General features: G+C 54.1%; 23 protein-coding genes and 1 CRISPR repeat array. Of the genes, 17 read left to right on the top strand and 6 right to left on the bottom strand.

All coding sequences use genetic code 11. The annotated features are described in order from the left end of the window. Positions 1-13 precede the first annotated feature (13 nt). From VGK23_07250 to VGK23_07235, 4 genes are all read left to right on the top strand, one after another. Positions 14-1,282: a 3-isopropylmalate dehydratase large subunit gene (locus tag VGK23_07250; GenBank protein ID HEY3420331.1), complete on the top strand. Its 1,269-nt coding sequence runs from the start codon at positions 14-16 to the stop codon at positions 1,280-1,282. Positions 1,283-1,287: 5 nt separating this feature from the next. After that, positions 1,288-1,782: a 3-isopropylmalate dehydratase gene (locus tag VGK23_07245; GenBank protein ID HEY3420330.1), complete on the top strand. Its 495-nt coding sequence runs from the start codon at positions 1,288-1,290 to the stop codon at positions 1,780-1,782. Next, the gene (locus VGK23_07240; protein ID HEY3420329.1) at positions 1,770-2,882 is read left to right on the top strand and encodes an isocitrate/isopropylmalate dehydrogenase family protein; all 1,113 of its coding nucleotides are present in this window, start codon (positions 1,770-1,772) and stop codon (positions 2,880-2,882) included. Before VGK23_07245 ends, VGK23_07240 begins: the two co-directional genes overlap by 13 nt. 432 nt (positions 2,883-3,314) lie before the next feature. Then, positions 3,315-3,914 carry an archaellin/type IV pilin N-terminal domain-containing protein gene (locus VGK23_07235; GenBank protein ID HEY3420328.1) on the top strand — a complete coding sequence of 200 codons (600 nt, stop codon included), beginning with the start codon at positions 3,315-3,317 and terminating at the stop codon, positions 3,912-3,914. Positions 3,915-4,136: 222 nt separating this feature from the next. Here the strand turns inward: VGK23_07235 and thrS are convergent, their stop codons facing one another. Then, on the bottom strand, positions 4,137-5,849 hold the full coding sequence (gene thrS, locus VGK23_07230; GenBank protein ID HEY3420327.1) for a threonine--tRNA ligase: 1,713 nt from the start codon (positions 5,847-5,849) through the stop codon (positions 4,137-4,139). Positions 5,850-6,141: 292 nt separating this feature from the next. On the opposite strand from thrS, the gene VGK23_07225 reads away from it, so the two are divergent. Then, positions 6,142-7,047 carry an FKBP-type peptidyl-prolyl cis-trans isomerase gene (locus VGK23_07225; protein HEY3420326.1) on the top strand — a complete coding sequence of 302 codons (906 nt, stop codon included), beginning with the start codon at positions 6,142-6,144 and terminating at the stop codon, positions 7,045-7,047. 33 nt (positions 7,048-7,080) lie between these two features. Here VGK23_07225 and VGK23_07220 read toward each other — a convergent pair whose 3' ends face one another. Both VGK23_07220 and VGK23_07215 read right to left on the bottom strand, forming a co-directional pair. After that, positions 7,081-8,157 (bottom strand): glycosyltransferase family 4 protein, encoded by a 1,077-nt coding sequence (locus VGK23_07220; protein HEY3420325.1) that lies wholly within the window; start codon positions 8,155-8,157, stop codon positions 7,081-7,083. Then, complete coding sequence (locus tag VGK23_07215) at positions 8,154-8,372, bottom strand: hypothetical protein (protein HEY3420324.1); 219 nt, start codon at positions 8,370-8,372, stop codon at positions 8,154-8,156. The genes VGK23_07220 and VGK23_07215 overlap by 4 nt, the downstream gene beginning before the upstream one ends. Positions 8,373-8,430: 58 nt before the next feature. Between VGK23_07215 and VGK23_07210 the strand changes: the two genes are divergently transcribed. Then, positions 8,431-9,603 (top strand): glycosyltransferase family 4 protein, encoded by a 1,173-nt coding sequence (locus VGK23_07210; protein HEY3420323.1) that lies wholly within the window; start codon positions 8,431-8,433, stop codon positions 9,601-9,603. A 1-nt stretch (position 9,604) separates the two neighbouring features. Here VGK23_07210 and VGK23_07205 read toward each other — a convergent pair whose 3' ends face one another. After that, positions 9,605-10,765, bottom strand: a complete 1,161-nt coding sequence (locus tag VGK23_07205) for a glycosyltransferase (GenBank protein ID HEY3420322.1) — start codon at positions 10,763-10,765, stop codon at positions 9,605-9,607. 4 nt (positions 10,766-10,769) lie between these two features. Next, complete coding sequence (gene thiD, locus VGK23_07200; GenBank protein ID HEY3420321.1) at positions 10,770-12,059, bottom strand: bifunctional hydroxymethylpyrimidine kinase/phosphomethylpyrimidine kinase; 1,290 nt, start codon at positions 12,057-12,059, stop codon at positions 10,770-10,772. A 271-nt stretch (positions 12,060-12,330) separates the two neighbouring features. Between thiD and VGK23_07195 the strand changes: the two genes are divergently transcribed. From VGK23_07195 to VGK23_07145, 11 genes are all read left to right on the top strand, one after another. Then, positions 12,331-13,050 carry a CRISPR-associated endonuclease Cas3'' gene (locus VGK23_07195; GenBank protein HEY3420320.1) on the top strand — a complete coding sequence of 240 codons (720 nt, stop codon included), beginning with the start codon at positions 12,331-12,333 and terminating at the stop codon, positions 13,048-13,050. Positions 13,051-13,092: 42 nt separating this feature from the next. After that, a complete protein-coding gene (gene cas3, locus VGK23_07190; protein ID HEY3420319.1) occupies positions 13,093-15,048 on the top strand; it encodes a CRISPR-associated helicase Cas3' in 1,956 nt (651 codons plus the stop codon). Beyond that, entirely contained in the window at positions 15,045-16,598 is a 1,554-nt protein-coding gene (gene casA / locus VGK23_07185; GenBank protein ID HEY3420318.1) for a type I-E CRISPR-associated protein Cse1/CasA, read from the top strand. Before cas3 ends, casA begins: the two co-directional genes overlap by 4 nt. A gap of 44 nt (positions 16,599-16,642) precedes the next feature. After that, positions 16,643-17,143: a type I-E CRISPR-associated protein Cse2/CasB gene (gene casB / locus VGK23_07180; GenBank protein HEY3420317.1), complete on the top strand. Its 501-nt coding sequence runs from the start codon at positions 16,643-16,645 to the stop codon at positions 17,141-17,143. After that, entirely contained in the window at positions 17,140-18,330 is a 1,191-nt protein-coding gene (gene cas7e, locus VGK23_07175) for a type I-E CRISPR-associated protein Cas7/Cse4/CasC (protein HEY3420316.1), read from the top strand. Before casB ends, cas7e begins: the two co-directional genes overlap by 4 nt. After that, on the top strand, positions 18,305-18,985 hold the full coding sequence (cas5e, locus tag VGK23_07170) for a type I-E CRISPR-associated protein Cas5/CasD (GenBank protein ID HEY3420315.1): 681 nt from the start codon (positions 18,305-18,307) through the stop codon (positions 18,983-18,985). The genes cas7e and cas5e overlap by 26 nt, the downstream gene beginning before the upstream one ends. A gap of 10 nt (positions 18,986-18,995) precedes the next feature. Continuing rightward, on the top strand, positions 18,996-19,574 hold the full coding sequence (cas6e, locus tag VGK23_07165; GenBank protein HEY3420314.1) for a type I-E CRISPR-associated protein Cas6/Cse3/CasE: 579 nt from the start codon (positions 18,996-18,998) through the stop codon (positions 19,572-19,574). A gap of 12 nt (positions 19,575-19,586) precedes the next feature. Beyond that, complete coding sequence (gene cas1e, locus VGK23_07160) at positions 19,587-20,528, top strand: type I-E CRISPR-associated endonuclease Cas1e (protein ID HEY3420313.1); 942 nt, start codon at positions 19,587-19,589, stop codon at positions 20,526-20,528. Further along, complete coding sequence (gene cas2e / locus VGK23_07155; protein ID HEY3420312.1) at positions 20,509-20,787, top strand: type I-E CRISPR-associated endoribonuclease Cas2e; 279 nt, start codon at positions 20,509-20,511, stop codon at positions 20,785-20,787. Before cas1e ends, cas2e begins: the two co-directional genes overlap by 20 nt. Before the next feature lie 51 nt (positions 20,788-20,838). Beyond that, positions 20,839-23,855: direct repeats of the CRISPR family, unit length 29 nt; unit sequence GTATTCCCCACACAGGTGGGGGTGAACCG. 212 nt (positions 23,856-24,067) lie between these two features. Next, positions 24,068-24,217, top strand: a complete 150-nt coding sequence (locus tag VGK23_07150; GenBank protein ID HEY3420311.1) for a hypothetical protein — start codon at positions 24,068-24,070, stop codon at positions 24,215-24,217. 338 nt (positions 24,218-24,555) lie between these two features. Further along, a complete protein-coding gene (locus VGK23_07145; GenBank protein ID HEY3420310.1) occupies positions 24,556-24,924 on the top strand; it encodes a hypothetical protein in 369 nt (122 codons plus the stop codon). 52 nt (positions 24,925-24,976) lie between these two features. On the opposite strand, the gene argH is transcribed toward VGK23_07145, so the two are convergent. Beyond that, positions 24,977-26,425, bottom strand: coding sequence for an argininosuccinate lyase (argH, locus tag VGK23_07140; protein ID HEY3420309.1), 1,449 nt, complete (start codon positions 26,423-26,425; stop codon positions 24,977-24,979). Positions 26,426-26,434: the final 9 nt, after the last annotated feature.

Below are 26,434 nucleotides of genomic sequence, written 5' to 3'. Positions count from 1 at the left end.
TGGAGGAAACAAGATGAGCAACAATGATCCGAAGACCATTTCAGAGAAGATAATGTCCTTGAAGTCCGGCACTGACGCCCATGCGGGCGATATAGTGGAGGCGGAGGTGGACTATGTCATGGTGAACGACGTCACCGGACCGCTGGCATTCCAGGAGTTCGAGGCGCTGGGTTGTGAGCCCATGAGGGAAAGGATAGTGCTGATCCCGGACCACTTCGTCCCGAACAAGGACATAGCCTCCGCACAACAGGCAAAGGAGATGCGCCAGTTCGCCAAGAAATGGAGGATAGAGAACTACTATGAGGTGGGAAGGGGCGGAGTCTGCCATCAGGTCATGGTGGACGAAGGGTTCGCCGCGCCCGGTCGCCTGATCGTCGGTGCCGACTCACACACCTGCACCTACGGTGCTCTGAACGCATTCTCCACCGGCGTTGGGTCGAGCGAGGCAGCCGCGGTGTTCGCCACTGGCCGGCTCTGGTTCAGGGTGCCGGAATCGGTGCATATACTGCTCAAGGGCCGGTTCAACCAGTATGTCGGGGGGAAGGACCTGATCCTCAAGATCATATCCGACATCGGCGTGGACGGTGCCACATACAAAACCCTGGAGTTCGGAGGCTCCGGGATATCCGCGGTCAGTGTCGCGGACCGGATGACGATATGTAATATGGCCATCGAGGCTGGCGGGAAGGCGGGAATATTCCCGACCGACGCCGCCACCATAGCCTTCATGAAAGCCTCCAGACGGGAAGGCTTCAAGGCGGTCTACGCCGATGACGGGGCAAGATACTCGCAGACGCTGGAGTATGACCTATCCGAGCTGGAACCGATGGTCGCATTGCCCCACCTGCCTTCCAACGGAAGGAAGGTGAAGGATGTGGACGTGGAGATCGACCAGGCGTTCCTCGGCTCGTGCACCAACGGCCGGATCGAGGACCTGAGGATAGCCGCCGAGATCATGCGGGGGAAGAAGGTCAAGGACGGTGTCCGCATGATAGTCGTTCCAGCAAGTGTCAAGGTTTTCAAGCAGGCGATGGAAGAGGGATTGCTAAAAGTGTTCGTGGACGCCGGCGCCTTCGTCTCCGGCCCGACCTGCGCCGCCTGCCTGGGAGGGCACATGGGCGTGCTCGCAAAAGGCGAGAAATGCGTCAGCACCACCAACCGTAACTTCATCGGCCGTATGGGCCACAAGGAGTCCGAGGTCTACCTGGCTGGGCCGGCAGTAGTGGCCGCCAGCGCGCTGACCGGCAAGATATCCCTGCCTTCAGATGTCAAGGATGAGTGATCGATATGCAGAAAATCAAGGGCAAGGTCTGGCTGTTCGGGGATCACGTCGACACCGACCAGATAATCCCGGCGGAACGCTTGACCAGCGACAACAACGATAAGCTGGGCACGTTCGCCTTCGAGAAGGTAAGGCCGGGCATGGCGGCGAAGGTGAAGAAGGGCGATGTCATCGTGGCCGGGCGCAACTTCGGAAGCGGCTCGAGCCGAGAGCATGCCCCACGGGCGCTGCTCCAGATGGGAGTATCCTGTGTCGTGGCAGAGAGCTATGCCAGGATATTCTACCGGAACTCGATCAATGTGGGTCTGCTGCCGGTGCAATGCAAGATCGAGGCAGTGGAAGGGGATGTCCTTTCCGTCGATTTCGAGATCGGGATGATCAAGAACGAGACCCAGAAGAAGGAGTGGAAGTTCGATCCGTTCCCGCCGTTCGTGCAGGACCTGATCGAGAAAGGCGGCCTGATGGCCAAGATAAAGGAGGAAAAGAGATGTTCAAAGTAGCTGTCCTGCCAGGAGACGGCATCGGACCAGAGGTAGTGAGCGAGGGAATGAAGGTGCTGCGGAAACTGTCCGAGAACTACTCGGTGCAGTTCGACTTCCAAGAGATGGACATCAATTCCGAGAGGTATCTGCGCACCGGCAAGCTGCTGACCGCCGAGGACGTGGAGCAGCTGAAGAAGTTCGACACCATCTACCTTGGAGCGGTCGGGGACGACCGGGTCAAACCGGGCGTCCTGGAGAAGGGCATACTGCTGGCGCTCCGATTCCAGTTCGACCAGTTCATCAATCACCGTCCAGCCCCGCTATGGAAGCCATTCGGCCGCCTGAAGAGGGACATGGATTTCAACATCGATGTGTTCCGTGAGAACACCGAGGACTACTACGTCGGCATCGGCGGAAGGGTCCAGGAAGGCCACGGCAAGCTGAACATGCAGATCAAGAGGAACCTGTACGACATGAGGGTCCAGCTCCAGGCCGACGCCGACGCCAAGGACGAGTTCGCGTTCGAGATCGGAATGATGTCCCGCAAGAACATCGAGAGGTTCGCCGACTTCAACCTGACCTACTGCAAGATGATCGGCGAAAAGAAGATCACCGTCATCGACAAGGCGAACGTCTGCAGCAACATCTACGGCCTGTGGAGGGACGTCTGGACAGAGAAGTGCAAGCAGGCGAACGTGGAGCTGAGCTACATGTACGTCGATGCGATGACGATGGCGCTCGTGAAGAACCCTGACAAGTTCAGGGTGATCGCGGCACCGAACATGTTCGGTGACATCGTCACAGACCTGCTCGCGGAGGTCACTGGAGGACTGGGCCTGGCACCTGGCGGGAACGTTAACCCCAAGGGCATCTCCATGTTCGAGCCGGTCCATGGCAGCGCCCCGAAGTACAAGGGCATGAACCGGATCAACCCGATCGCCACCATTCTGGCAGCAAAACTGATGCTGGACAACCTGGGCCGTCGGGACCTGGGGGATGTCATCTTCAAGGCCGTCAGGGCCGCCCTGGACCAGGGTGTATACACCCAGGACCTCGGCGGAAAGGCGACGACCAGCGAGATGGGCGATGCAGTGGTCGCGGCCATCGGCCGAGACTGAGAGCGTCCTCGGTCTCCCGAAACCCCTTCCTTTCGTTATTTTCTTCTTTTCCGGCAACCGAGCGGCACTCGGACCGCGTTCAGAATTCTCGGTTAAGCTTCTGTTCAATCGGTTAACGAGGTGTCCTTCCTGAATGAAGTTCCATATGCCTTCGATAAAAACCTCGGATGATGGAGCTAGGAAATGGGCGCCATCAAGGATCCGCATTTCCATTTTGCTCGGACCACAGAATTCAACCGCCACTTTGGATAATGATATGATTCGAAACACACTTCATATAGCCAGACGTTCCGATTCCGGTCCAATTCTCAGTATCGATAATGACATTCTGCACTACCAGGTTCATATAGACAGCTTTCCGGTAACTTATGGGAAGACAATATTCTAGCGAGCCGCAGTGCCACTAGTGGTCATCGAAAGATCGGTGAGAATATGAAAAAGATCTGGTTGAAAAAGAATAGGCGCGGTGAAATGGGGGTTGGAACAATGATAATTTTCATCGCCATGATCCTGATCGCGGCGATGGCCGCCTCCGTGCTGATCGGTACGGCCAATAAGGTAAGGGAGCAGGCCCAGAACACCGGAAATCAGGCCATCAACAACGTCGCCTCCGGATTCGTCGTCCAGGATGTCACCGGCAAGGTCAACGCTGGATATAGCCAGATCACCGATCTCATCATCCAGATGAGGCTCCAAGCTGGAAGCCCTAATATCAATATGGACCCGGTCTCTATCCAAGTCGTCAGTGGCAACACAAATGCCAGGCTGAACTTTGCAGCGGGGTCTGCCACGGCCAGCGGTGCAGCCGTCAATTCGACCTACGGGGCGAACACGACCGGTTCGGCCGCGACATGGACCGACGATAACCGTGTCGTTTCGCAGGGGGACCTGGTTACTGTCACAATAACCGGACTGAACCTGGGCTACACCACCGCAGCGACGGTCAAAATAGTCCCTTCATACGGGTCGTCGACATCGGTCAGTTTCATTACTCCGTCCTACTACGCCACACCATTGGTCACCCTACGGTAGGCTGATGAACATAAGGCCGGCAAAGGTGATGGGAACAGGAATTGATCCCATTCCTACTTTCATTCTTATATCAGTCCCATGAAAAAGGTCTGATTTCTTATTTTCTCCAACGCTCAAAGGCTTCTTAGCCTGGCCTCTCCGGACATCGCCCGGAATCGAATATAGCCTCCGAACACGTCTCATTACATGGTTGATGTGGCCGTTCTCGGCTGCATGAGATGATCAGGAAAGTCGTTTCAGGCTGCACTCTTCCTTCAGCTGGGTCTCGAAATCCTCGAGCTTGACCCCGAACTTCGCTCCTTTGGCTCCATGCCGCCTTATCGCCAGGGTGTTGGATTGTTCTTCTTTGTCGCCCATCACGATGATGTAAGGTATCTTCTGCATCTCTGCGTCCCTGATCTTACCCTCGACCGTCCCGGGGCTGAGGTCCATTTCGACGCGGAATCCCAGGTCGAAGAGCCTCTGATGGACCGCCTCGGTGGACTTGTTATTGTTTTCCCGGAACGATATGACCCGGACCTGGACCGGCGCAAGCCACACTGGCAGGTTGCCATTCATGTGTTCCAGCAGGATGCCGATGAAGCGTTCCAACGAACCGTAGACGGTCCGGTGCAGCATGATCGGCTGATGCATCTTCCCATCATCACCGGCGTATTTGATCTGGAATCTTTCCGGCATCTGGAAATCCAGCTGTATGGTCGCCGTCTGCCATTCCCGGTTCAGAGAGTCCCGTATCTTGAAATCGATCTTCGGCCCATAGAATGCCCCATCCCCGGCATTTATCTCATACTTGACGTTCCTGCCGTCAAGCACTCTCTTCAGGGTGCTCTCTGCCTTCTCCCACAGAAGTGGGTCTCCCATGGAGTTATCCGGTTTCGTCGACAGCTCCATCCGATATTCGAAACCGAATAGCTTGTAGAACTTGTCGATGAGGTTGATGATGCTGTTGATCTCGCTCTCCAGCTGTTCCTCCATGCAGTAGATATGGGCATCATCCTGGGTGAACTGGATGACCCGGAACAGCCCGGACAGGACTCCCGACAGCTCCACCCGGTGGACCTCTCCGAGCTCCGACATCCGCAGCGGCAGTTCCCGGTAGCTCCTTTCCTTGCTGTTGAAGACCAGGATCCCTCCGGGACAGTTCATCGGTTTGGCGCAGAACTGTCGCTCGTCGTAACTGGTGAGGAAGATATTGTCCTTATAGTGCTCCCAGTGACCGGACACCTTCCACAGAATATCGCTCATGATCTGAGGGGTCTTGATCTCCTGGTAGCCGGCCTTGCGATGCTCGTCCCGCCAGAAATCGATCAGGGCGTTCCTGATGGTCAACCCCTTGGCATGCCAGAACACCATCCCCGGGGCCACGTCATAGAAGCTGAACAGGTCCAGTTTCTGACCCAGTATCCGGTGGTCATTGTCCTTGAGGTTCTCCTTGCTGAGCTTGGCCTTGGATATCTGCTTCAGCAGCGCGATATTGTCGATCTGTTCCGTCGGCGCAGACTTCTTCGGCGCCACCCTGATCTCTCGCGACAGCTCGGAAAGCGGGTGACCTTTGCAGCTGATCTTGAACGCCTTATACCAACCGAACGGCGCCCGGGACACCTCCACTCCCTTGTCCTTTAGCAGTGACTCCATGGTCCTCAGCGTCTTCTTGGCCGTCTCAGGGTCGGAAAGCTCCGAGGAGAGATGTGCATACGGGTAAAGCATGACCCTTTCCGCCTTGACCTTGGCAAAGACGTCGAGCAGGTTCTTGACCGCCAGCTCGGCTACTTCCTCGACATTGTCCTGGTCCTGCTTCTCCACGGTGGTGAATGCGACGAGCACTTCTTCGGCACGGCCCTTGTGCATGTCCTCGGGAATGTCCTTCTCTGCCACTGGAGTAGGTTTCTTGGATTCGTACTCCATATAATCGGCGTGAATGTAAAGGGTCTTCATCTTATCGCCATTCTTGACTGTGCCAATAAACGCCAGTGTGATATAAAAAGAATGTCCGGAAGGTATGTCCTCCTTGAATATTCCTAGGGACTGGCCATAGCTTTTTTCGTGCCTCAAGCGGGAATCCACATTCATCTTCGATGGGAGGATCAAGTCAGATTAGGGCACTATGGTTTCTCCATGAGCGTGAGCCCTTGGAAAATTGTGGGTTGCCGGAGGAGCCTCAAGGCCATAGCCAGCTATAACGACAAGGTTTAAGTGCAGAGAATCGATTGCGTGCCCTGTAATCACTATGTTCCCGAAGAAGTTGAAGAATGACACGAGCGGTCTGGCAAAGACGGCGCTGATCATAATCATCGTCCTAGTCATGCTGAGTGCAAGCACGCTCGTCATAGTACTTTACCAGGGAAACCAGGAAGATACGAACAAAAAGAACCGCACCGTCGCCACCGGGGACACGGTCAAGGTCGATTACACTGGCAAGCTTGCGGATGGAAGAGTCTTCGATACCTCGCTACAGAGCGTGGCGAACGATGCGTCTGTTCCCAAGTCATTGTCCTTTGCGCTTAGGTCCAACTCGTCCTATATCCCGCTGCCGTTCACCGTGGGATCGGGCTCCCTCATCGCCGGTTTCAACAATGCGGTGATCGGAATGAAGGTTGGCGAGACCAAGACGGTCACCATTCCCCCTTCGGAGGCATATGGAAACCTGGTCCTGAGCAAGGTCACAAACTTCAATCTCACCGAGACCAAGAACGTCTATGAGAACATGTCGTTCTCCCAGTTCATAACCAAATATTCCGTAACGGCCGTGGCTGGGATGACGGTCACCGACCCGGTCTACAAGTGGCCGGTCAATGTGCTGCTTGCCAACTCGGACGCAGACATTGTCAGGGTACAGAACTCCCCGGTACAGGGACAGAGCTATCTCATCTTCAGCAACTCGACCCAAAGCGCCTCCGGATGGAACATCACCGTCACGACCGTGGATACCTCCATCTCAGCGGAAGGGCAGATCGTCCTTGTCCACGACATAAAGGACAGTGACTCGGGAATGGTCCGTGGCGTAGACTCTAGAGGTACCTTGTTCATCCTGGACAATGTGAACGTAGCCTCAGGGACGGCACAGCGGAATGCCAACACCGAGCTGATCGGAAAGACGTTGAGCTTCACGATCACCCTGGTCTCCATCGCGTGACCGGGTGGATCTCTTTTCCAAACAATTTTCCTTTTATTTTGATCCTGACACTAGACTTGAATAGATGCTCTCTATCCGTTCCACTTCCAGGTCCCATGAGTATTGCGCGGCTATCTCCTTCGCCTTCGCCCCAAGGGAATGTCTAAGTTCTTCATCTTCAAGCAGGCTCCTAATTGCCTCAGCCAGCTTTTTTGAGTCACGGGGCGGAACCACCAGGCCTCCCTTCCCCACCACTTCCGGCAGTCCGCCCGATGTCGAAGCTATCACGGGCTTCCCGTACGACATCGCCTCTGCCGCGGCCAGACCCAGGGATTCGAAGAGCGAGGGCATGACCAGCATCTTGCATCCGGCGAACAGGTCGGCCTTTCTTTCCTCTGAGACCCTTCCTTCGAATCTTACCTTTTTTTCCACCCCGAGTTTGGCCGCCATCCTTTCAAGGCTATGCCGGGATGGGCCGTCTCCGCATATCACCAGGCGGGTATCGACCTCTCTCATCGCATGCAAGATGTAAGGAATGCCCTTGGTCGCGACCAATCTTCCCACGAACAGGATGTAATCCTCTTCCCTCTGCTCTCGCGGGAGAGGCATCTCAATGCAGCTGGAAACGACCTCCAGCTGATCGGGACCGAAGCCTCTGGAGATAAGGTCTTTCCGGACGAACTCACTGACGCAGATGATTTTCTCGAATTTCAGGAGATGAGGCTTCCAAAGGGCGTCATTGAGGAGTGAGAACGGCCTCAGCAGTCCAACGCCCTCCCCGAATGTGTTGTGGAACGTGAACGTCTTTGCTCCCCTATAGGAACGTGCTGCCTTGTTGTAGGTTCCCGACCATCTATAGTGAAAATCAACGATGTCCGGGTCCAGTTCCTCGATCGCTTCGAGGATGCCTGGAGTGATGACATGGGGGGGATTGTAGAAGTTCACAAAGCGCGAGTCGAGCCGCACCACATCATAATTGTCCATCCTTTCCCTTTCAGGCGTGTCCGGCAGTCGGGAGGTGAGGACGGTCACCTTGTGCTTCTTCCCCAACCTTTGGGACTGGTGGTGTATGCGATGTTCGATTCCACCCATGTATGGATAATGGAACGCGTTTACTTCGACCACCTTCATTCGGCATCACTCATTCCTTGTGCATCGACATCAAAATGGTCAGGCCTATCGCGATCACTAAGACCAACGAGGCCAATATCGAACATTTCAAGGACGTTTAACAAATATTCGTTAATATGGCTTTCGCTTGGTCGAGAACAAAGCCAGTCCTTACTTTGACGTGGACCATTAAGGCCGCGTGAGAACGGATGGTGGGACACGCCTTGCTTTCCCATGTGGTTTGAACTCTAAATCAATGTTTTTATACCGTCATACAATATCAAACTGGATGCCGTGAGCGGTCTCAGAGTCTGTATGTTGGATCCTTTGTTCTTCCCGTATTATGGGGGGACCGAGAAGGTCGTCCTAGAGGTGGGGAGCCGTCTGGTCAAGGACCACGGCTATCAGGTGGATGTTCTTACCTCCATGATCCCCCAGGCCAATGGGATTCAGCGGGAGGAGATCAGAGGGATAAATGTCATCCGCTCGCCCTCAATCTTCTTTGATAGGATGCCCTTCTTTCTGCCTCCCCCATTCACTCTGGCGCCATCCATCAACCGGGACCTTGCGAGGGAGTGCGGGAATAACGATATCTTCCATGTGCACAACCGGTTCTGGTATTCTCCCTTAACATATCATAAAGTGAAGCACGGGATCGGAAAGAAGCTCATGGTGACCATCCACAATGCCAGGCCTCGAGGGATCTCGGAAAGCGTGGATTTCTGGGGAGGAATGTACGATGACACAATGGGGAACCGTATCTTCTCCATCTGCGATCGGATAAATTGTGTCAGCAATGCAACGATGATGGACACCATTCCGGAGCCGATACGCGACCGATGCTCTGTGGTCTACAATGGTGTTGACACATCGAAGTTCAAGCCCGGTCTTGATCATTCGGGCCTAAAGGAGGAGCTTGGCCTGGGTGAAGGATCGGTCATCCTGTCGAATGGCAGGCTGATCGAGCAAAAGGGCTTCAAGTACCTGATCGACGCCTTCGCCATCGTCCGGAAGGAGATCAAGGACGCAGAGCTGGTGATCATCGGGAAGGGCCCACTGAAGGAAGAACTGATCCTACAGGCGTCCGAGCGGGGCGTGCAGGGCTCGGTCAGGTTCGTTACCGGCATCCCAGAGCCGAAATTGCCTCTTTATTACAGCATGGCCGACCTCTTCGTATTGCCTTCCCTGTACGAACCCAGCGCGGTCGTCCTTTACGAAGCCCTTTCCAGCGGAAAACCGATCGTGGCCACGTCCGTCGGCGGGAACCAGGAGATAGTCTCCAAGGAGTGCGGCGAGACAGTCCCGTCCAGAGACACAAAGGCATTGGTCCGGAGCATCTCCGGGCTGCTTGCGGACCCTACCAAGCGCATGCTGATGGGGAGGGCTTCAAGGGAGCGGGCCGTAGAACGTTTTGATTGGGATGTCATCACCAAGGAATGGGACCGGTCCTACAAGCATCTGCTATGATCTATTTGGCCAGTCTCTTCTTCTTGGCTTCGATGGCATACTCGTAAAGGTCGACCATCTTCTTTGCGCTCTCCATCAAGGAGTACTCTTCGGCCCGCGCCCTCGCCTGCGCCGATACACTACTATTCGATCGCAGCGCCATTTGGGTGGCGATCGCCCAGCTTTCCGGGCTCTCTGAGAAGGTGAAGCCATTCACGTTGTTCTTGATGATCTCCGCTATCGCCCGATAGTTGATCCCGCTACATGGTTTTCCAGTGGCCATGGCCTCCAGGACGACCAGTCCCTGGGTCTCGAACTTCGATGCGATGGTGAAGGCATCACAGGCCGCATACAATCCCGGAAGGTCTTGGTCCGGAACGAATCCGGGAAAGAAGGTGCTGTTCTGGATCCCCAGGTCGATCGCCTTTTGCTTGGCATGGCCCTTCGCCGGCCCCTCGCCGGCCACGATCAATTTGGTATCTGGGTCTTGGTCGTGGAGGATCTTGAATCCCTCTAGGATCAGGTCTAGGTTCTTTTCCCAGGCGATCCTCCCCACGGTCAGAATGACCTTGCCTCCATCCAGTCCATACTTTTCCCGCATGACGGAACCGTCGTTCCGGGGATTGAACATTTCAGTGTCCACTCCGGTCGGGATGACCTCGATATGCCTCATATGCCTGACCGATTCCTCGAGCTCGATCCTTATGGCCTTTGTTGGAACGATCACCGAGTCGGCCCTCTTCAGCAGGCTTTTCAAATAGGTCCACATGAGCCGGGTAACGACCCAATCTGGCAGCGGAGTAAAGTTGTAGAACTTGGCAGCATCAGTTATCATGGTGTGGAACGAAACGACCACTGGCAGTTTCAATGTCCTTCCAGCGAGCATGCTTCGGAGGCCCATGAAAAGCAGGCCTTGTGCATGGATAACGTCCACATCCAGCTTCTTCAATATATGGCACTTTTCGGTGGGGAACATGGGTATGGAGTACCCTTGGTAGGAGTTGAAGCTCTTGGATCGGAAATAGTAGACCCCATCCTCCCTCTGTTTCGGGTCCTTCGGTTCCGGGGCGAAGATGATAACCTCGTGTCCAAGGGCCTCCAGGCTCTTCCTGGACAGCAATATTGAAGTTACCACTCCGTCCCGTGAGGGGAGGTAACTGTCCGTGAACATGGCGATTCTCATCTCTTCACCCATCCAAGCAAGGGCCGATCATTTTGATTATCTCGTCGGGGTCCTTGCCCAACAAGCCGATCCTCGGCTCTCTTCCCATTCCATCCGACTTAAATAATGAACCCGATGATAAACCTAATTGTTTGGATGGGTGCTCCGTTCCCTCCATAACTGTCAGCAGAACGTCCCCTGAGTCCTCGAAACATGCGATCGTTTTTACGATCCTCCGGTCGAGGAGGAATTGTTCGTTCCACTTCGAATGCCGGATCTCTATCCCGGAAAGCAATTCCGGGTGTTCGATATTGACAGACATGATCATGCGTGATATCCATCCGCTCGATCCGAAGACGACATTACTGCACTGTTCGCGTCCTTCAAAACCGCATATCTCATGGAAATCCTGCGGGTTTGGAAGTGAGTATACGAAATCGATCCCGTTCTCCGGGATGAATGAAGGCGGCAGGTGTTGCTCAAGACGCATCATCGCATTGCGCAACGTTTCCATCCGAGGATAGCGCATCGCCTCCTTCTGCTTTGTCGCCATAGGATTGATGATGGCCATTCCCTTGCCGAGGCTGGATGACATGGCTATGGCATCCTGAACGCGTCTTTTCGAACCTGCAACCGCTCTTCTGACATCGCACCCCATTGCGAGATGTCCGGCAATATATGATGAGAGCGTGCACCCAGACCCATGCACCTTGATCGGGAGCCGGGGGGACGTGAACTCCGTGAACTGGTCTTCGTGGAGCAGAAGGTCGGATGCCATGGGACCTTCGAAATGACCTCCCTTCAGGAGGACGGAGCTTGCACCGCAGGAGATGATCGTCCGACAGGCGTCTTCTGCCCCTGACTGTTCGGTTATTTTGCTCGATGTGAGTTCTTCAGCCTCAGGACGGTTTGGGGTCACCAGCGTGGCTAGCGGGAACAGCTTCCCGAGCAAGGCCCCCTTCAGGTCTTCCCGGAAGAGCGGGGATCCAACACCGGCGCAAAGGACCGGATCAACAACCAGGGGAACGCCTTCCTTGCGAAGTTTCCGTCTCACGACCTCCGCAATCTCTGAGGAATAGATCATTCCGGTCTTGACCGCATCTATCTTCAAATCGTCAAAGACGGCATTGAGCTGGGATGCCACATCCTTTACCGGAACGGGCAAGATATTAGAAACGCCTTGGGTGTTCTGAGAGGTGACCGCGGTTATGACACAACATCCATGCAGGTCCATCGAAGCGAACGCCTTAAGGTCGGCGGCAACGCCAGCACCTCCGATGGAATCAGTACCTGCGATGGTTAGGACCGTGGGCATGCTTAGGTATCTTTTTCTCCGATTTAAACAGATGCGACGGCCTCGGCGACTGGATATGCGCTAATGGGTAAGGTCTATGAACAGGTCGCAGGACTTCTTATGATGCTGACGAGCCCCAAGGCGGTAACGTTGTAATAAAGCGATTCCATAGACATCTTAAACGGTTATAATTATATGCATAGATATGAATAGCTCAGATATGAATAGAACCCGAAGCCCTATTGATTGGTCTTAGAAAGGTTTTATACCCTCACGTGAGGATGTCAATCCAGTGGGGATAAGTGATCAAAGGCAGTTGGCTCTTTGGGCCAAGGCTACGGTTGGACCTCCGACCAGTTACCATCCGTTGACCTATCACATGCTTGATGTCGGTTCTGTAGCGCAAGAGTTGTTCCGTACTGTGCTCAGTAACAGGACGAAGAAGTGGCTAGCAGAATCGATGTCAATATCCATTTTGGACTGTGAGAAATGGATAACTTTCATCGCTGCATGCCATGACATTGGAAAAGCGCATCCTCAATTCCAGGCAATGGTGCCCGATCTGAAGATTTCAATAGCAAAACAGGGTATTCATTTCAGTCAGCTGTCTCTTGGGCATGAAAAGGTCCCACATGGGACAGTTACATCCAAAATAATGCTCAATGAGCTAAAGACGGTTCTCAATGAAGGCAAGGTCGACCCTGGATTTCTTCAATTGATCTCTTTTGCCGCCGGGTCTCATCATGGTACAATTCCTTCATCAATTGATGTCATGAGCGTAAGTCCATCAGTCCTAGGTGGGGTAGAGTGGGCTGCGCTCAGAAAGGAGATGATAAAATGTGTAATTGAGACTATTGGATTAGATATATCCATCTGGCCCAGACTATCTGTCAACAATGCAAATTCGTTTTTTGTGTTTATAGCAGGTCTAATCTCAGTTTCTGATTGGATAGGTTCCGACATCGAGAATTTCCCATATGAACGTGTGGCCTCTTCATTTAGAGAATATTAGTGCGCGACCTCTAGCAAAGCTGAGGGCGCCGTCCGGAAGCTTATGTGGGGTATCGGTGACCAGACCGGCCAACCAGAGACCTTCGGTGAGGTTTTTGGTTTCCAGGATTTATTTCCACTGCAAAGCAGTACAGTGAACATGGTGACCAAGTTAGAAGGCCCCTCTCTGGTGTTGATCGAGGGGCCAATGGGTCAAGGTAAGACAGAAGCGGCCATGTTCCTGGAGAACTATTGGAGGCGAACCCTCGATAATCGGGGCGCCTACGTCGCTCTGCCTACCCAAGCAACAGCTAATCAGATGTTCCATCGGATCAGATTGTACCTTGAACATGCTTCGTTCGATGGTTATGTCAACCTGCATCTCCTCCACGGGTACGCCGCCCTATCTCCCGAGTATGCCCAGTTAAGAACACAGAATAGCGTTTCCGATGATTCACAAACCGTGGTTGCGGTACAATGGTTTTCTTCTCAAAAGAAAAGGGCCATACTATCGTCCTATGGTGTAGGCACCGTGGATCAGGCTCTGATGGCTGTCCTTCCCTCAAAGCACTTCTTCGTTCGTTTGTTCGGTCTCGCTGGGAAAACCGTGGTGGTCGACGAGGTCCATGCGTATGACCTTTACACCTCCACGCTCTTAGAAATACTATTGTCATGGTTATCTGCATTGGGGTGTTCAGTCGTCGTGCTGTCAGCTACACTTCCAAGAAAGAGAAGCGCCGAGCTAATTTATGCCTATTCAGGTGGAGAGCCGTTGCCCTCGGTCGGTGCCTATCCTAGAATCTCGTGGGCCTCGAAGAGTGGAGTAGGGTCACAGACCATTGAATCAACAGGCAGAAAGGTGGAAGTTCTCCTTGATTGGATCGAGGACAACCACGATGCCTTAACCGCCCTCTTTACGGACCTACTAAGGGATGGAGGGCATGCGGCACTAATCTGCAGTACCATTTCCAGGGCACAAGACATGTATCAAGCGATCGAAGGCCCGCTTCGTAAAGCTGGGATAGAAGTGGACCTGTTCCATGCCCGCTTTCCATTGGAGGATCGACTTGCAAAAGAGAACACATGCATATCCTCGTTTGGAAAAAAGGAAAGGGACCCATCGAAAAAACACCTGCTTATTGCCACACAGGTCATTGAACAAAGCCTTGACCTCGATTTCGACCTAATAGTCTCGGACATCGCACCTGTGGACCTCCTTCTGCAGAGAATTGGGAGACTTCACAGGCATCCAGGTCATCGTAGGCCTCTTTTGTTAACCTGTCCTAGGTTATACATCGTCGAACCCCAGCTGAAGGAGGGCAATCCTACGTTTGGAGATTCTTCATTCGTTTACTGGGAATCGACGCTCCTGTCAACCTATGCCCATCTTCTGGGGAGGGACAAGATAACCACCCCCACGGATATTGAAGAACTTGTCGAGGCGGTCTATCCACCTACCCTGCCCAACGGCTCACCTCTGCCTTGGGTGGAGAGGTTGGAAGAGTTGAACAGAGAACGTGAAACTGCGCTCAGTTCCGAAGAATATATGGCCCGCTCAGCGGTCATACCTTCGCCTCGCGAGGGAAAGGTCTGGAGAGACATCCCTCGTTACTTGGAAGAAGAGGATGATGAAATGCATGTGTCTCTGCAGGCGAGGACCAGGCTGATACGTCCTGGGGTAAGTCTGGTCTGCCTGTATGCAATAGGATCACAAACGTACCTCGATGAGCTGGGAACCGTGCCGATCACACAAAAGGAGTTGGGCTCGCAGGAAATGCAGAGGAATCTGCTCAACCGCACCGTTCGAATCGACAAGCCGAGTATTGTTTTCGGTTTCCGAAAGCGGCCGAAGAGCGACCTTGAGATCGCCCTTGACCGAACACCTTTGAGAGGTCATAGGATAGTTGCTTTTCCCCTATCTGAAGGCGGGAATGTGTTCAGATCCGAGATCGAAGGCCATCCTATCAGGCTTTCCAAGGAGCTGGGAATCGTACTTGCGAACGAGGAGAGGACAGAATGAAGTTCAATCTGTTGGATGAGAGATGGATTCCATGCCTGATGAAAGATGGCAAGATGGATGAGTTGAGCATACGGCAATTGGTGGTTGGAGCATCTGATATAGTAGAGATCATTGACGAATCCCCCCTGGTCCGGTGCGCCATCCATAGGCTGCTCCTTGCCATCCTTCATCGCAACCTTGGTCCAGTGGAAGAGTCTGATTGGGGCAAGATATGGACGGATGGTCAATGGGACATACGATGCTTAGATGCCTATATCGATAAATGGCATGGTTCGTTTGACATCTTTGACGAGGCCAGACCCTTTTACCAGACCAAAGAGGTGGACGGAAAATTGCCGGTCACGATCGCCAAGATCGTCCACGAGATGTCATCGGGCAATAACCCGGCATGGTTCGATCATCGGTGGGACGACTCTCCTCCAATAGTCCCAGCGGCCGAGGCTGCACGCTATCTCATTGCCGCGCAGGCCTATTCACTTAGTGGCCTAAGCGGCTCAGACACAAATTTCGAACATGCGCCTTTGGTAAGTGGTGCGGCCATCTTCCTGAAAGGGGCCTCCGTATTCGAGACGCTCACTCTCAATCTGATCCGATACGACGGAAAGAACGCCCCACTTCCTTGCACAGATGATAAGCCATCTTGGGAGGCCTCAGATGAGGCTGTCCTGGAGGTCAGGAGAGAACCACATGGCTACCTGGATTACCTGACCTGGCAGAGTAGGGCTATTCGTCTAGTTCCAGAAGAGGTGATGGGCAACCGGTACGTCTCCCGAGTAAAGCTTGGCGTCGGTCGTATGTTCCCCAAGAACGCCGCGATAATAGACCCGTCCAAGGCTTTCAGGAAGGTAAATGATCGGGGTTTCGTTCCAATTTCCTTCGACCCAGATAGGGCATTCTGGAGGAATAGTTTGGTACTGCTCCGGTTGCCTCGCAGCAATGGAGACACGGTGCCCCCGTATGCAATGAAATGGGTCTCCGGCTTTGTAAACGATTCTATCGTCGACAGTTCCAGGGTCTTCAGTATCGAAGCCTTCGGATTAGTTTCGAATAAGCCGGCCAAAGTGGATCTCTGGAGACACGAGGTGCTACCCATTCCCGCCCGATATTTGCAGGATGAATTGATTGTGGATGCCTTAGGGCAGGCGCTTGATATTGCTGAGAAGGGAGGAATCATCCTGAACGTTTCAGTAAGAGAGGCGTTCAGATGGTGGATTGACCCAACAGATGGAAAACCGGAGAGGGATGAATTGGCGGAACGGGTTAGGGCGTCCAGTATTCCGCGCCAGTATTGGGCAACGCTCGAAGGGGCATTCAGGAGGTTCATCTTCGATCTGGTCTCCCCGACCATCGGCATTGATACGGACGAGGGGCGCGTCCTGGCCCTCAAAGGCTGGGCCCAGGATGTTGTGGCTAAAGAAGCGAGGAAACAGTTCAACCGACTCTATGGTGAACTGCCGGAGAACCCAGCAGGGTTGAAAGCCATAGTCAAGGCCCAGGGTCGTTTTTTGTACGGGATCAAGGAAATAAGCGACAAGTATGGAGGGGAATAAAATTGGGAGGAACAAGCACGTCGTCCATTGAACTAGTAAGGCGATTGGAAGAGTTGAGGGACGCTGGAGACAGAGGTGCTCTGGCGTCCTTGCGCAGGGGGCTAGGTAAGCCCCCCGGTACAGCGGCCGAGATGTATCCTTATGTTGTCCCGTGGATAGGTGAATCCGCTTCGCCCTGGGAGGAAAAGATATGCTACATCATTGCCCCTCTTTTCGCCCTCCATCCGGACGTCGGTGGGGTTGGGAACATGGGAGAGGCCCTGTTCAAGGTGAGACAGCTCAGCAATTCTGAGAGCATCGAGAAGAGATTCGTCGCCCTTCTTCGGACCCGTGCCGAGGACCTCCCCGATCATCTTAGACATTCGGTAAGCCTGTGCAAGTCGAAGGGAGTCCCCATCGACTGGAACCAGCTATTTTCCGACCTGAGGTACTGGGAATCGAGCAACCGGTCGGTCCAGAGGAAATGGGCGACATCATTTTGGAGAAATGATCTCGCGGAAGAAGAGAAAGAGAATAAAAACGGAACTGAGGAGGAGCAAAAATGATTGTCGAGCTACACATGATCCAAAATTTCGCGCCGTCCTGCCTGAACCGGGACGACACGAACAGCCCTAAAGACTGCGATTTCGGAGGAGTGAGAAGAGCGAGGATCTCAAGCCAGTGCCTGAAGAGGTCCATACGGATGAGCGATACGTTCAAGGAATCCATCAAGGTGGAAGTGGGCGTAAGAACCAGGATGCTATATCAGGAGCTCGCCGATCATCTCAAGGCTGGTGGCAAAGGCGAATCCGATATCAACCCGATCCTGAGAGCTTTCATCCCTAGCCTGGTCGGGGCGATTGACGAGGATGAACGGACCAAGGTTCTGCTCTTCTTGGGAAAGGACGAGATAATTCGAATCGAACAGATACTCGATAAGAATTGGGATTCACTGACCGGGAAGAACACACCAACTTCTGATAACAAAACTGGAGCGGAGCCAAAGAAAAAGGGAAAGAAAGCGTCCGAGAGTTCTCCCCTTGAGGAGATATGCAAAACAATAGTCAAGGAATTCAAACCTGGTACCATTTCGCCTGACATCGCGCTTTTCGGACGAATGGTGGCAGACAAACACGCTTTCAATGTGGAAGCGGCCTGCCAAGTGGCCCACGCCATCTCGACCCATAGAGTGAACATGGACATGGACTTCTTTACTGCGGTGGATGACCTACAGCCCAAGGACGAGACCGGAGCGGGTATGATGGGCACTGTGGAGTTCGACAGCGCATGCTTCTACCGATACAGTGCCTTGGATGTGAACGAACTTATGAAGAACCTCGGAGGCGACCGAGCTCTCACATTGAGAACGTTGGACGGCTTCCTGCATGGGTCGATTGAGGCGATCCCATCAGGGAAGCAGAACTCCATGGCGGCTCACAACCTTCCGAGCTTGCTGCTCGTCGCCGTGAGGGCCAAGGGTCAACCGTGGAGCCTTGCAAACGCCTTCGCGACACCGGTCACCGAGACCGGGCATGGCCTGGTGGAGACATCGACCTTGCGCCTGGGACGATACACTAAGGATATGTTCCAAATGTACGGAGGTTCCGGGATAGATATGATCGGGTATGCCGTCATCGGCTCGGCACAAATGGCGGATCTGGAGAGCATCGGCGCGAAACGTTTCGAATCTGTGGCAGATTTGCTTGGGTCCATAGGGAGGAGAACGGATGAGCTCCTTGGCAATAAGGCTTGAAGGACCCATGCAAGCCTGGGGAACGACCAGCCGTTTCACCGAGAGAGACAGCGGACAGGACCCTTCAAAGAGCGGTGTAGTAGGATTGCTATGCACCTGCCTAGGCCGGGGAAGAAAGGACAATGTCGCGGATTTGGCGGGGCTAAGGATGGCCGTCCGGGTCGATCGAGAGGGCAAACTTCAGAATGATTTCCACACAGTGATGGAGACATCCAGGGCAAGTGGGGCCACTGGCGGGATGGTCGTCTCCAACAGGCAATACCTGGCAGACGGTTGTTTCGTCGTATTTCTTGAAGGTGAAGAGAGCCTCCTCGCACAGGTCTTGGACGGGCTGAACAATCCACATTGGCTCCCGTTCCTGGGTCGTAAGTCATTCCCTCCTTCCTCGCCACTGCTCCTGGACCGTTCGGTCTCGCCGGACGGGCTGGAGTCCAGATTGTCTGCCGTTCCATGGATGGGACGATGGTGGGATCGCGACAAAATGGATAAGTTCAGGGCGGTAGTGGAATGCGGAAGGGAGGAAGGCGAGGAGCGTATGGACGTGCCGCTTAGCTTCTCACCGAGACGTTACTCAGTACGTTACGTCAAGACGATCTGGCTGAGGGCAGACCAGTTGACGAAAGGTGGTGAGGATCATGTATCTGTCAAAGCTTGAGGTGAATCCAATGAACCGGTCAGTAAGGAGAGACCTGGCGGATCCATACGAACTGCACCGAACGATCATGAGGGCGTTTCCATCGGCCGAGGCTGGAGGTCCTGGAAGGGTATTGTTCCGGTTGGAGGGTGAACTGGAGAGGCCGATCATCATCGTCCAATCCACCGTTGAGGCGAAATGGGGCAGCCTTCCTCTGGCCGGAGGCTACCTGTCCTCGCCGCCCTTGCAGAAATCTTTTGATCCGGAGGTCGTGGCTGGGCAGGTCCTAAGGTTCAGGCTCAGGGCGAATCCGACAGTCAAGAGGGAAATGAAAAGGATATTTCTTTTTGACTATGAAGATCAAGTGTACTGGCTAGACCGAAAGGCGACGACTGGAGGATTTTCCGTCATCCAATTGACCAGCATCCGGTCTAAGTTAGAACCGATGTCACCGGGTGAGGGGAAGGCCAAAACTACAATCGGTGCAGCGCTGTTTGACGGGATTCTCCGAATTGAGGAACCATTGAATTTCAAGTCGACGCTCGAATCGGGCATAGGCAGCGGAAAGGGATTCGGATTCGGCCTCCTATCCATTGCCCCGATAAGGTAGGGGAAGGTAAGCATGTCTCAAGATCTCCATGAGCTCCCAAAATTCCGCGATGGCCTTAGCTATCTATACCTGGAGAGATGCAGGGTCGAACAGGACGAAAAGTCAATAGCCAGTTATGATAAGGAAGGCGTAACGAAAATTCCTTGTGCCTCCCTTGCCGTCATCATGCTCGGTCCGGGGGCGGCTATTTCACATGAGGCGACCAAAACCATCGCGCAGAACGGGTGTCTTTTGATATGGACAGGGGAAGAGGGAGTAAGGTTCTATGCTCAGGGGATGGGCGAGACCCGCTCATCCTATAAATTGATCAGACAGGCCGCTTTGGTCTCGGATCCAGTGCAACGTCTGAATGTCGTCAGGAAGATGTACACGATGAGATTTCCGGGACTCGAAGGGATTGAAGATCGCAGTCTCGAAGAGCTCCGGGGAATGGAAGGGGTCCGAGTGCGGACCGCATATGCTCAAGCCAGCAAGAAATACGGAGTTGTTTGGGCTGGAAGAAGTTATAAAAGAGAGGCGTGGGGGTCCACTGATCCAATAAACAGGGCCCTATCGTCGGCCAATTCCTGCCTATATGGGATATGCCATGCGGCCATCGTATCTGCTGGGTATTCCCCTGCGTTAGGTTTCATCCACAACGGCAAGCAACTTTCGTTCGTCTATGATATCGCCGATCTCTATAAAACGGAAACGACAATTCCTGTTGCGTTCATGGCAACGGCCGTAGGCAGCGAAGATCTTGAGAGGAGGATACGATTGGAATTGCGAAATTCATTCAAGGAGCATCGCATCCTAGCAAGGATCGTCGATGACATCAACGAACTTATGGGGGAAGTAACTGTGTCTAAGGAAAACGACAATTTCAGCGATGATGCTGCAAGACCCGCTCCTTTATGGCATGAGGATGAAGAGGAACTGTCCGAGAGGATGGGAAATGCTGATCATGATTCTTGAAAAGACGCCCAGTTCGCTTCGTGGAGAGTTGTCCAGATGGATGATCGAACCGAAGGTCGGAGTCTTCCTCGGTAAAGTATCTGCAGAGGTCAGGGAACGTTTATGGGTGAAATGCATGTCCTCGATCAAAGAGGGTGGGATCATTCAAGCTTGGAGTACAAATAATGAACAAGGGTTTGCCATCCGAACGTATGGAGACACGTCTAAGTGTCTTGTGGATTTTGACGGATTAACATTAGTTAGAGAATATAAATTATGAGGCTGGGTATTATATGTCAATAATTTTCGGGATTTAGCCTTATTTAAATGTGTATTCCCCACACAGGTGGGGGTGAACCGTTGTCCCTGGAGGGCGCGGTTCGCGGCGGAGGGTATTCCCCACACAGGTGGGGGTGAACCGTCCGGTGATGGCGTATGGGATACGCTTGCTGAGTATTCCCCACACAGGTGGGGGTGAACCGGTTGTGTCGTCCATTTTCGAGTGCCTCCCCTAGTATTCCCCACACAGGTGGGGGTGAACCGGAGAGCGGCGGCCCCGACACCGACTAGTCCAAGTATTCCCCACACAGGTGGGGGTGAACCGACCCATGCCCGTCATGCAACGAACTGAGGAACGTATTCCCCACACAGGTGGGGGTGAACCGTGCGCGAATCTCCACGGTCACACCTACCATGGGTATTCCCCACACAGGTGGGGGTGAACCGCAATGCCCCTGCACCACCGTCATAGAGATGGGGTATTCCCCACACAGGTGGGGGTGAACCGTACCAGGTATATAAATGACAGAAGTATGCATGGTATTCCCCACACAGGTGGGGGTGAACCGATGGAGGTGATGCATTCGAGCGGGTCAGCATAGTATTCCCCACACAGGTGGGGGTGAACCGTACGGGGCCGATTCTCCGATCACCCTACAGGCGTATTCCCCACACAGGTGGGGGTGAACCGGACTCGTCCAAGGTCAGATACTGGGATAGAGGGTATTCCCCACACAGGTGGGGGTGAACCGAACGCCAAGTCAGACATGAAAGACTTCGAGAAGTATTCCCCACACAGGTGGGGGTGAACCGATCGGCATCAGTGCGTTCAAGCTCGCCAAGGAGTATTCCCCACACAGGTGGGGGTGAACCGGCATATGCCCCGATGCTGGTGACGCCCGTTCCGTATTCCCCACACAGGTGGGGGTGAACCGGTGACTCAATGAACGCTGCCGAGGCCATGATAGTATTCCCCACACAGGTGGGGGTGAACCGCATGAGCGACCTGGAGAACTTCTCGTTCCCGGGTATTCCCCACACAGGTGGGGGTGAACCGCTTCCAGGAAGAACGCCGGAGACAGATGTGAGGTATTCCCCACACAGGTGGGGGTGAACCGGCGGCAATGATCTTTGTCGGGGGCGTGGACCTGTATTCCCCACACAGGTGGGGGTGAACCGCCCGTTCTTATTGCTGAGACCAAAAGCCTAGAGTATTCCCCACACAGGTGGGGGTGAACCGGATGGCACCGAGATAACCGGGCTGGCCCAGGAGTATTCCCCACACAGGTGGGGGTGAACCGCCCCTGGCCCTGAGGCGCTCCGGTGCAAGGGGGTATTCCCCACACAGGTGGGGGTGAACCGAAGACAGAATCGAAAATGGAAATGCTCCAGGCGTATTCCCCACACAGGTGGGGGTGAACCGACGCCTGGAACGCCCTCAATGGCATAGGCGGTGTATTCCCCACACAGGTGGGGGTGAACCGCTACTGGGTATCAGGGATTGCCACCATAATAAGTATTCCCCACACAGGTGGGGGTGAACCGTAGTCGAATATGTTTTCGTACTCACCTTTCGAGTATTCCCCACACAGGTGGGGGTGAACCGGGAAGCATCCGATCCTCGCCATCCTCGACGACGTATTCCCCACACAGGTGGGGGTGAACCGTTGTTGGATACGGTCCAATACCCCGCGGCGGGGTATTCCCCACACAGGTGGGGGTGAACCGACCGCTCGGCACATGCCGCACTCGACCTTATCGTATTCCCCACACAGGTGGGGGTGAACCGTGGCCCAGATCCTGAAGGCCTCCGGAAAGAGCGTATTCCCCACACAGGTGGGGGTGAACCGAGAGGACACGTCCGGGAAGTAAGGAGATGGGAGTATTCCCCACACAGGTGGGGGTGAACCGATCGAGGATGAGGAGTTCGTGTTCGATCTCCAGTATTCCCCACACAGGTGGGGGTGAACCGAGTATGTGTGCTTCGGGTCCATCGCATGCGAAGTATTCCCCACACAGGTGGGGGTGAACCGGGGGACCCGATCGTCGTGGCCTACGTGACCACGTATTCCCCACACAGGTGGGGGTGAACCGGAAGGGCAGGTGGCATGAGTGACGACGCCGCAGTATTCCCCACACAGGTGGGGGTGAACCGAACCCGGCCAGGGTGAGGCGATGGAATCTGCCGTATTCCCCACACAGGTGGGGGTGAACCGGTAACTTTATATAGACCTTTTCTATGAGTGCCGTATTCCCCACACAGGTGGGGGTGAACCGTAAGCCCCCAAGTCTTGCAGGTGGCCGTCCGCGTATTCCCCACACAGGTGGGGGTGAACCGTTCCAGCCCATGTAGTGCTGCATCGGCTCGATGTATTCCCCACACAGGTGGGGGTGAACCGGTCTCCGACATGACCGGACCGATACAGGGCTGGTATTCCCCACACAGGTGGGGGTGAACCGGAAGACAAGAGCATTTTCACGATGGACGATTTGTATTCCCCACACAGGTGGGGGTGAACCGCCCCCGCCCCTCAGCACGGTGAGCTTGTCGCTGTATTCCCCACACAGGTGGGGGTGAACCGATTCGGGCTTGCTCGGTCTGGCGGAAGGATGGGTATTCCCCACACAGGTGGGGGTGAACCGAGGCCATAATCCAACTGCTGGCTGACCACCCAGTATTCCCCACACAGGTGGGGGTGAACCGGTCGGCGACATGCACAACATCGCCGTACCAGAGTATTCCCCACACAGGTGGGGGTGAACCGTACGTCATCACCCGTCAGGGAGATAAACTGGTGTATTCCCCACACAGGTGGGGGTGAACCGATGTCCGCGCCGATGGAGGTGACGCCGCTGCCGTATTCCCCACACAGGTGGGGGTGAACCGCTCTCATGATCTCCTTCTGGGCATCGAGCACCGTATTCCCCACACAGGTGGGGGTGAACCGAGATATTAGGAAAGGCAAAGCTGAACAAAAGGGTATTCCCCACACAGGTGGGGGTGAACCGATTTCTGCATAGACTGCGCGACACGGGAACTGTATTCCTCAGATCAGGTGTGACTGATCGAGGGCTGGAGAAGGACATGAACATGTAGGACTTCCTCAACACCAATGGGTCGATGATCCGCGGCAAGGAGTATACAGCGGGAAGCTCATCTGGGATAAGTACATTCAGACCATACGAGAACCCCCAATGCGGAATATGACGTGCCATCAAAGGATGGTCGAGAATAGGCTCGTAATGCCAGATGAACTTATCATCAATCTAAGCATGGAATTATGCCTCAGTCCTGCGACCTCAAGGACACCGAACCGATATTCCGGGAGATATCGAAGTACTTGGGAAGAAGTTTCACGTCGCACGACGGGAAGAGAATGTTCGATCACAGGCTGAACGCGCTCGGGAGGGTCTTAAGACTATTGACATGATGACGCGATGCAAACTTGCCCTTTCAGCGATAGGCTGGTTTAATAATGAATCGATCGTACCGATGCGGCGTTCTTTGCCATTTCTTCTTTCACCAACCATAAGGGATTAAATGAAAAACGATCCGAACACAGTTGACATTTTAATGGGGGCTTACTCAAGTTGAGGGGAATATGAGAAAGCAATCAGGACAATCATAACCAACTTATTTCTACCGGTGCGGCCAAATTATGCCCGAATTTCTACCATCTGGTCATCCACAATATGGATGTAAGGAACACGACATATTGTTCGATATCTGAACAAAGGTTAAATAGACTGATATTCATCGAATGAGATGATGAAGGCGTCAAGCGGGCATTTCGTTCTAAAGGATGACACAGACTACAAAGACGTGGCGAAGGTCTTCCCAGAGGTGCTCAGTACATTCCTGCAAGAAACCGACCAGGTCCCCGAGGACCCGGATGTCATGCAGATGTTCATCTATCTCAACCAGACCGAACTGGAGAACAACAAGAAGCCTGAAGGATACAATCGGAAAGGCCGCATGAGGCTGGTCTTCCCGATGACCCGTAAGGAGTTCTACATACGCGGCTCGTCCAAGAGCGGTGAGGTCGTGAGAGTGGCAGAAAAGCTCAGCAAGATCCTCACCAAGGGAGGAGTGCATCACGAGATGCAATGGAACGCTCTGAGCTCGGCAGAAGAGTAAAAGTATAGATCTTGAGCCTTAAAAGGCTCCAGTTCATGAAGCGTTTTTAGTTTTAAGATCTGAGCAGTTCGTTCCAGACCTTTACCATGCGGGTGCGTTCCGCCTCGCAGAATTCAACCTGTCCGTTGGCGATCTCCTCGGCCACATCGATTTGGGCATCGACGCTGGTCGGTGCTGTTCCTCCGTATGATGTCCGCCGGTTCATGCAGCTCTCCACGGAGATGAACTCCTTGACGTCCTTGCCGATCTTCGCCGAGAACTTCTTCAGTTCCGTCACGCTGAGATCGTCTATCTTCTTGTTCTGGTCTATGCAATGGCGGACGACCTTGCCCACGATCTCGTGCGCCTGACGGAAGGCCACTCCCTTTCTTACTAAATAGTCAGCCAGGTCGGTGGCGTTCAAGAAACCCTGAGATGTGGCCGCCAGCATCCTCTCCTTGTTGACCGTTAGGGTCGCCATCATCGGAGCCATCATGGCCAAGCAAGAAGTGACCGTCTCATAGGTGGCTATCACGGACCCTTTGTCCTCCTGAAGGTCGCGGTTATAGGAGAGCGGCAGCCCCTTCAGCAGGGTGAGCATCGTCATCAGGTTGCCTGTGGTGGAAGCGGTCCGTCCCCTGATGAGCTCAGCCACGTCCGGATTCTTCTTCTGGGGCATGATCGAGCTGCCGGTCGAGTACGCGTCGTCGATCTCGATGAACCCGAACTCCTGGCTGGACCAAAGGACAAGTTCCTCGCTCATAGATGACAGATGGTCCATTATCAAGGCCCCACAGAATGAATATTCCAGGGCAAAGTCCCGGTCGCTTACGGTGTCCATGGCGTTGTGGGTCGGACCGTCGAACCCCAGCAGTTCTGCGGTCATGTGTCTGTCTATGGGATATGTGGACCCGGCCAAAGCGGCAGATCCGAGCGGACACACGTTGAGGCGCTTGTACGAGTCCAGCAGGCGGTCGACGTCACGCTCGATCTTGAAAACATGCGCCATCAGGTGGAAGCCATAGCTCACCGGTTGGGCATGCTGGACATGCGTGAATCCGGGCATTACGGTGTCCATGTTCAGTTTCGCTTTATCGATCAGCGCGTCCTGGAGCAACAGCAGCAATTCCGCTGTATCCATGACCACGTCCCGCATGAACATTCGGAAGTCCGTTGCCACCTGGTCGTTGCGGCTGCGGGCGGTATGGAGGCGACCTCCGGCCTCGCCGATACGTTCCGTCAGGCTGAACTCGATGTTGGAGTGGATGTCCTCCAACGTCTCATTGAAATCGAAGGTGTCGTCCTCGATCAGGCCGATGATGTCCTTCAGTCCCGTGATTATCTTCTCGCCGTCCGCCTCCGATATGATCTTCTGCCTGACCAGCATCTTCGCGTGAGCCACCGATCCGACGGCATCGTACCATGCGAGCACAGAATCGACGGAAAGTGAAGAGGTGAATGCCATCGTCCCCTCGTCCGGCGCTCCGCTGAACCTCCCCGACCACAGGACTTTGTTTGACATTTCACAGCA

The sequence above is a fragment of the Methanomassiliicoccales archaeon genome, from assembly GCA_036504055.1.
GTDB lineage: Archaea > Thermoplasmatota > Thermoplasmata > Methanomassiliicoccales > UBA472 > DASXVU01.
This window is presented reverse-complemented; position numbering and strand designations above follow the sequence as displayed.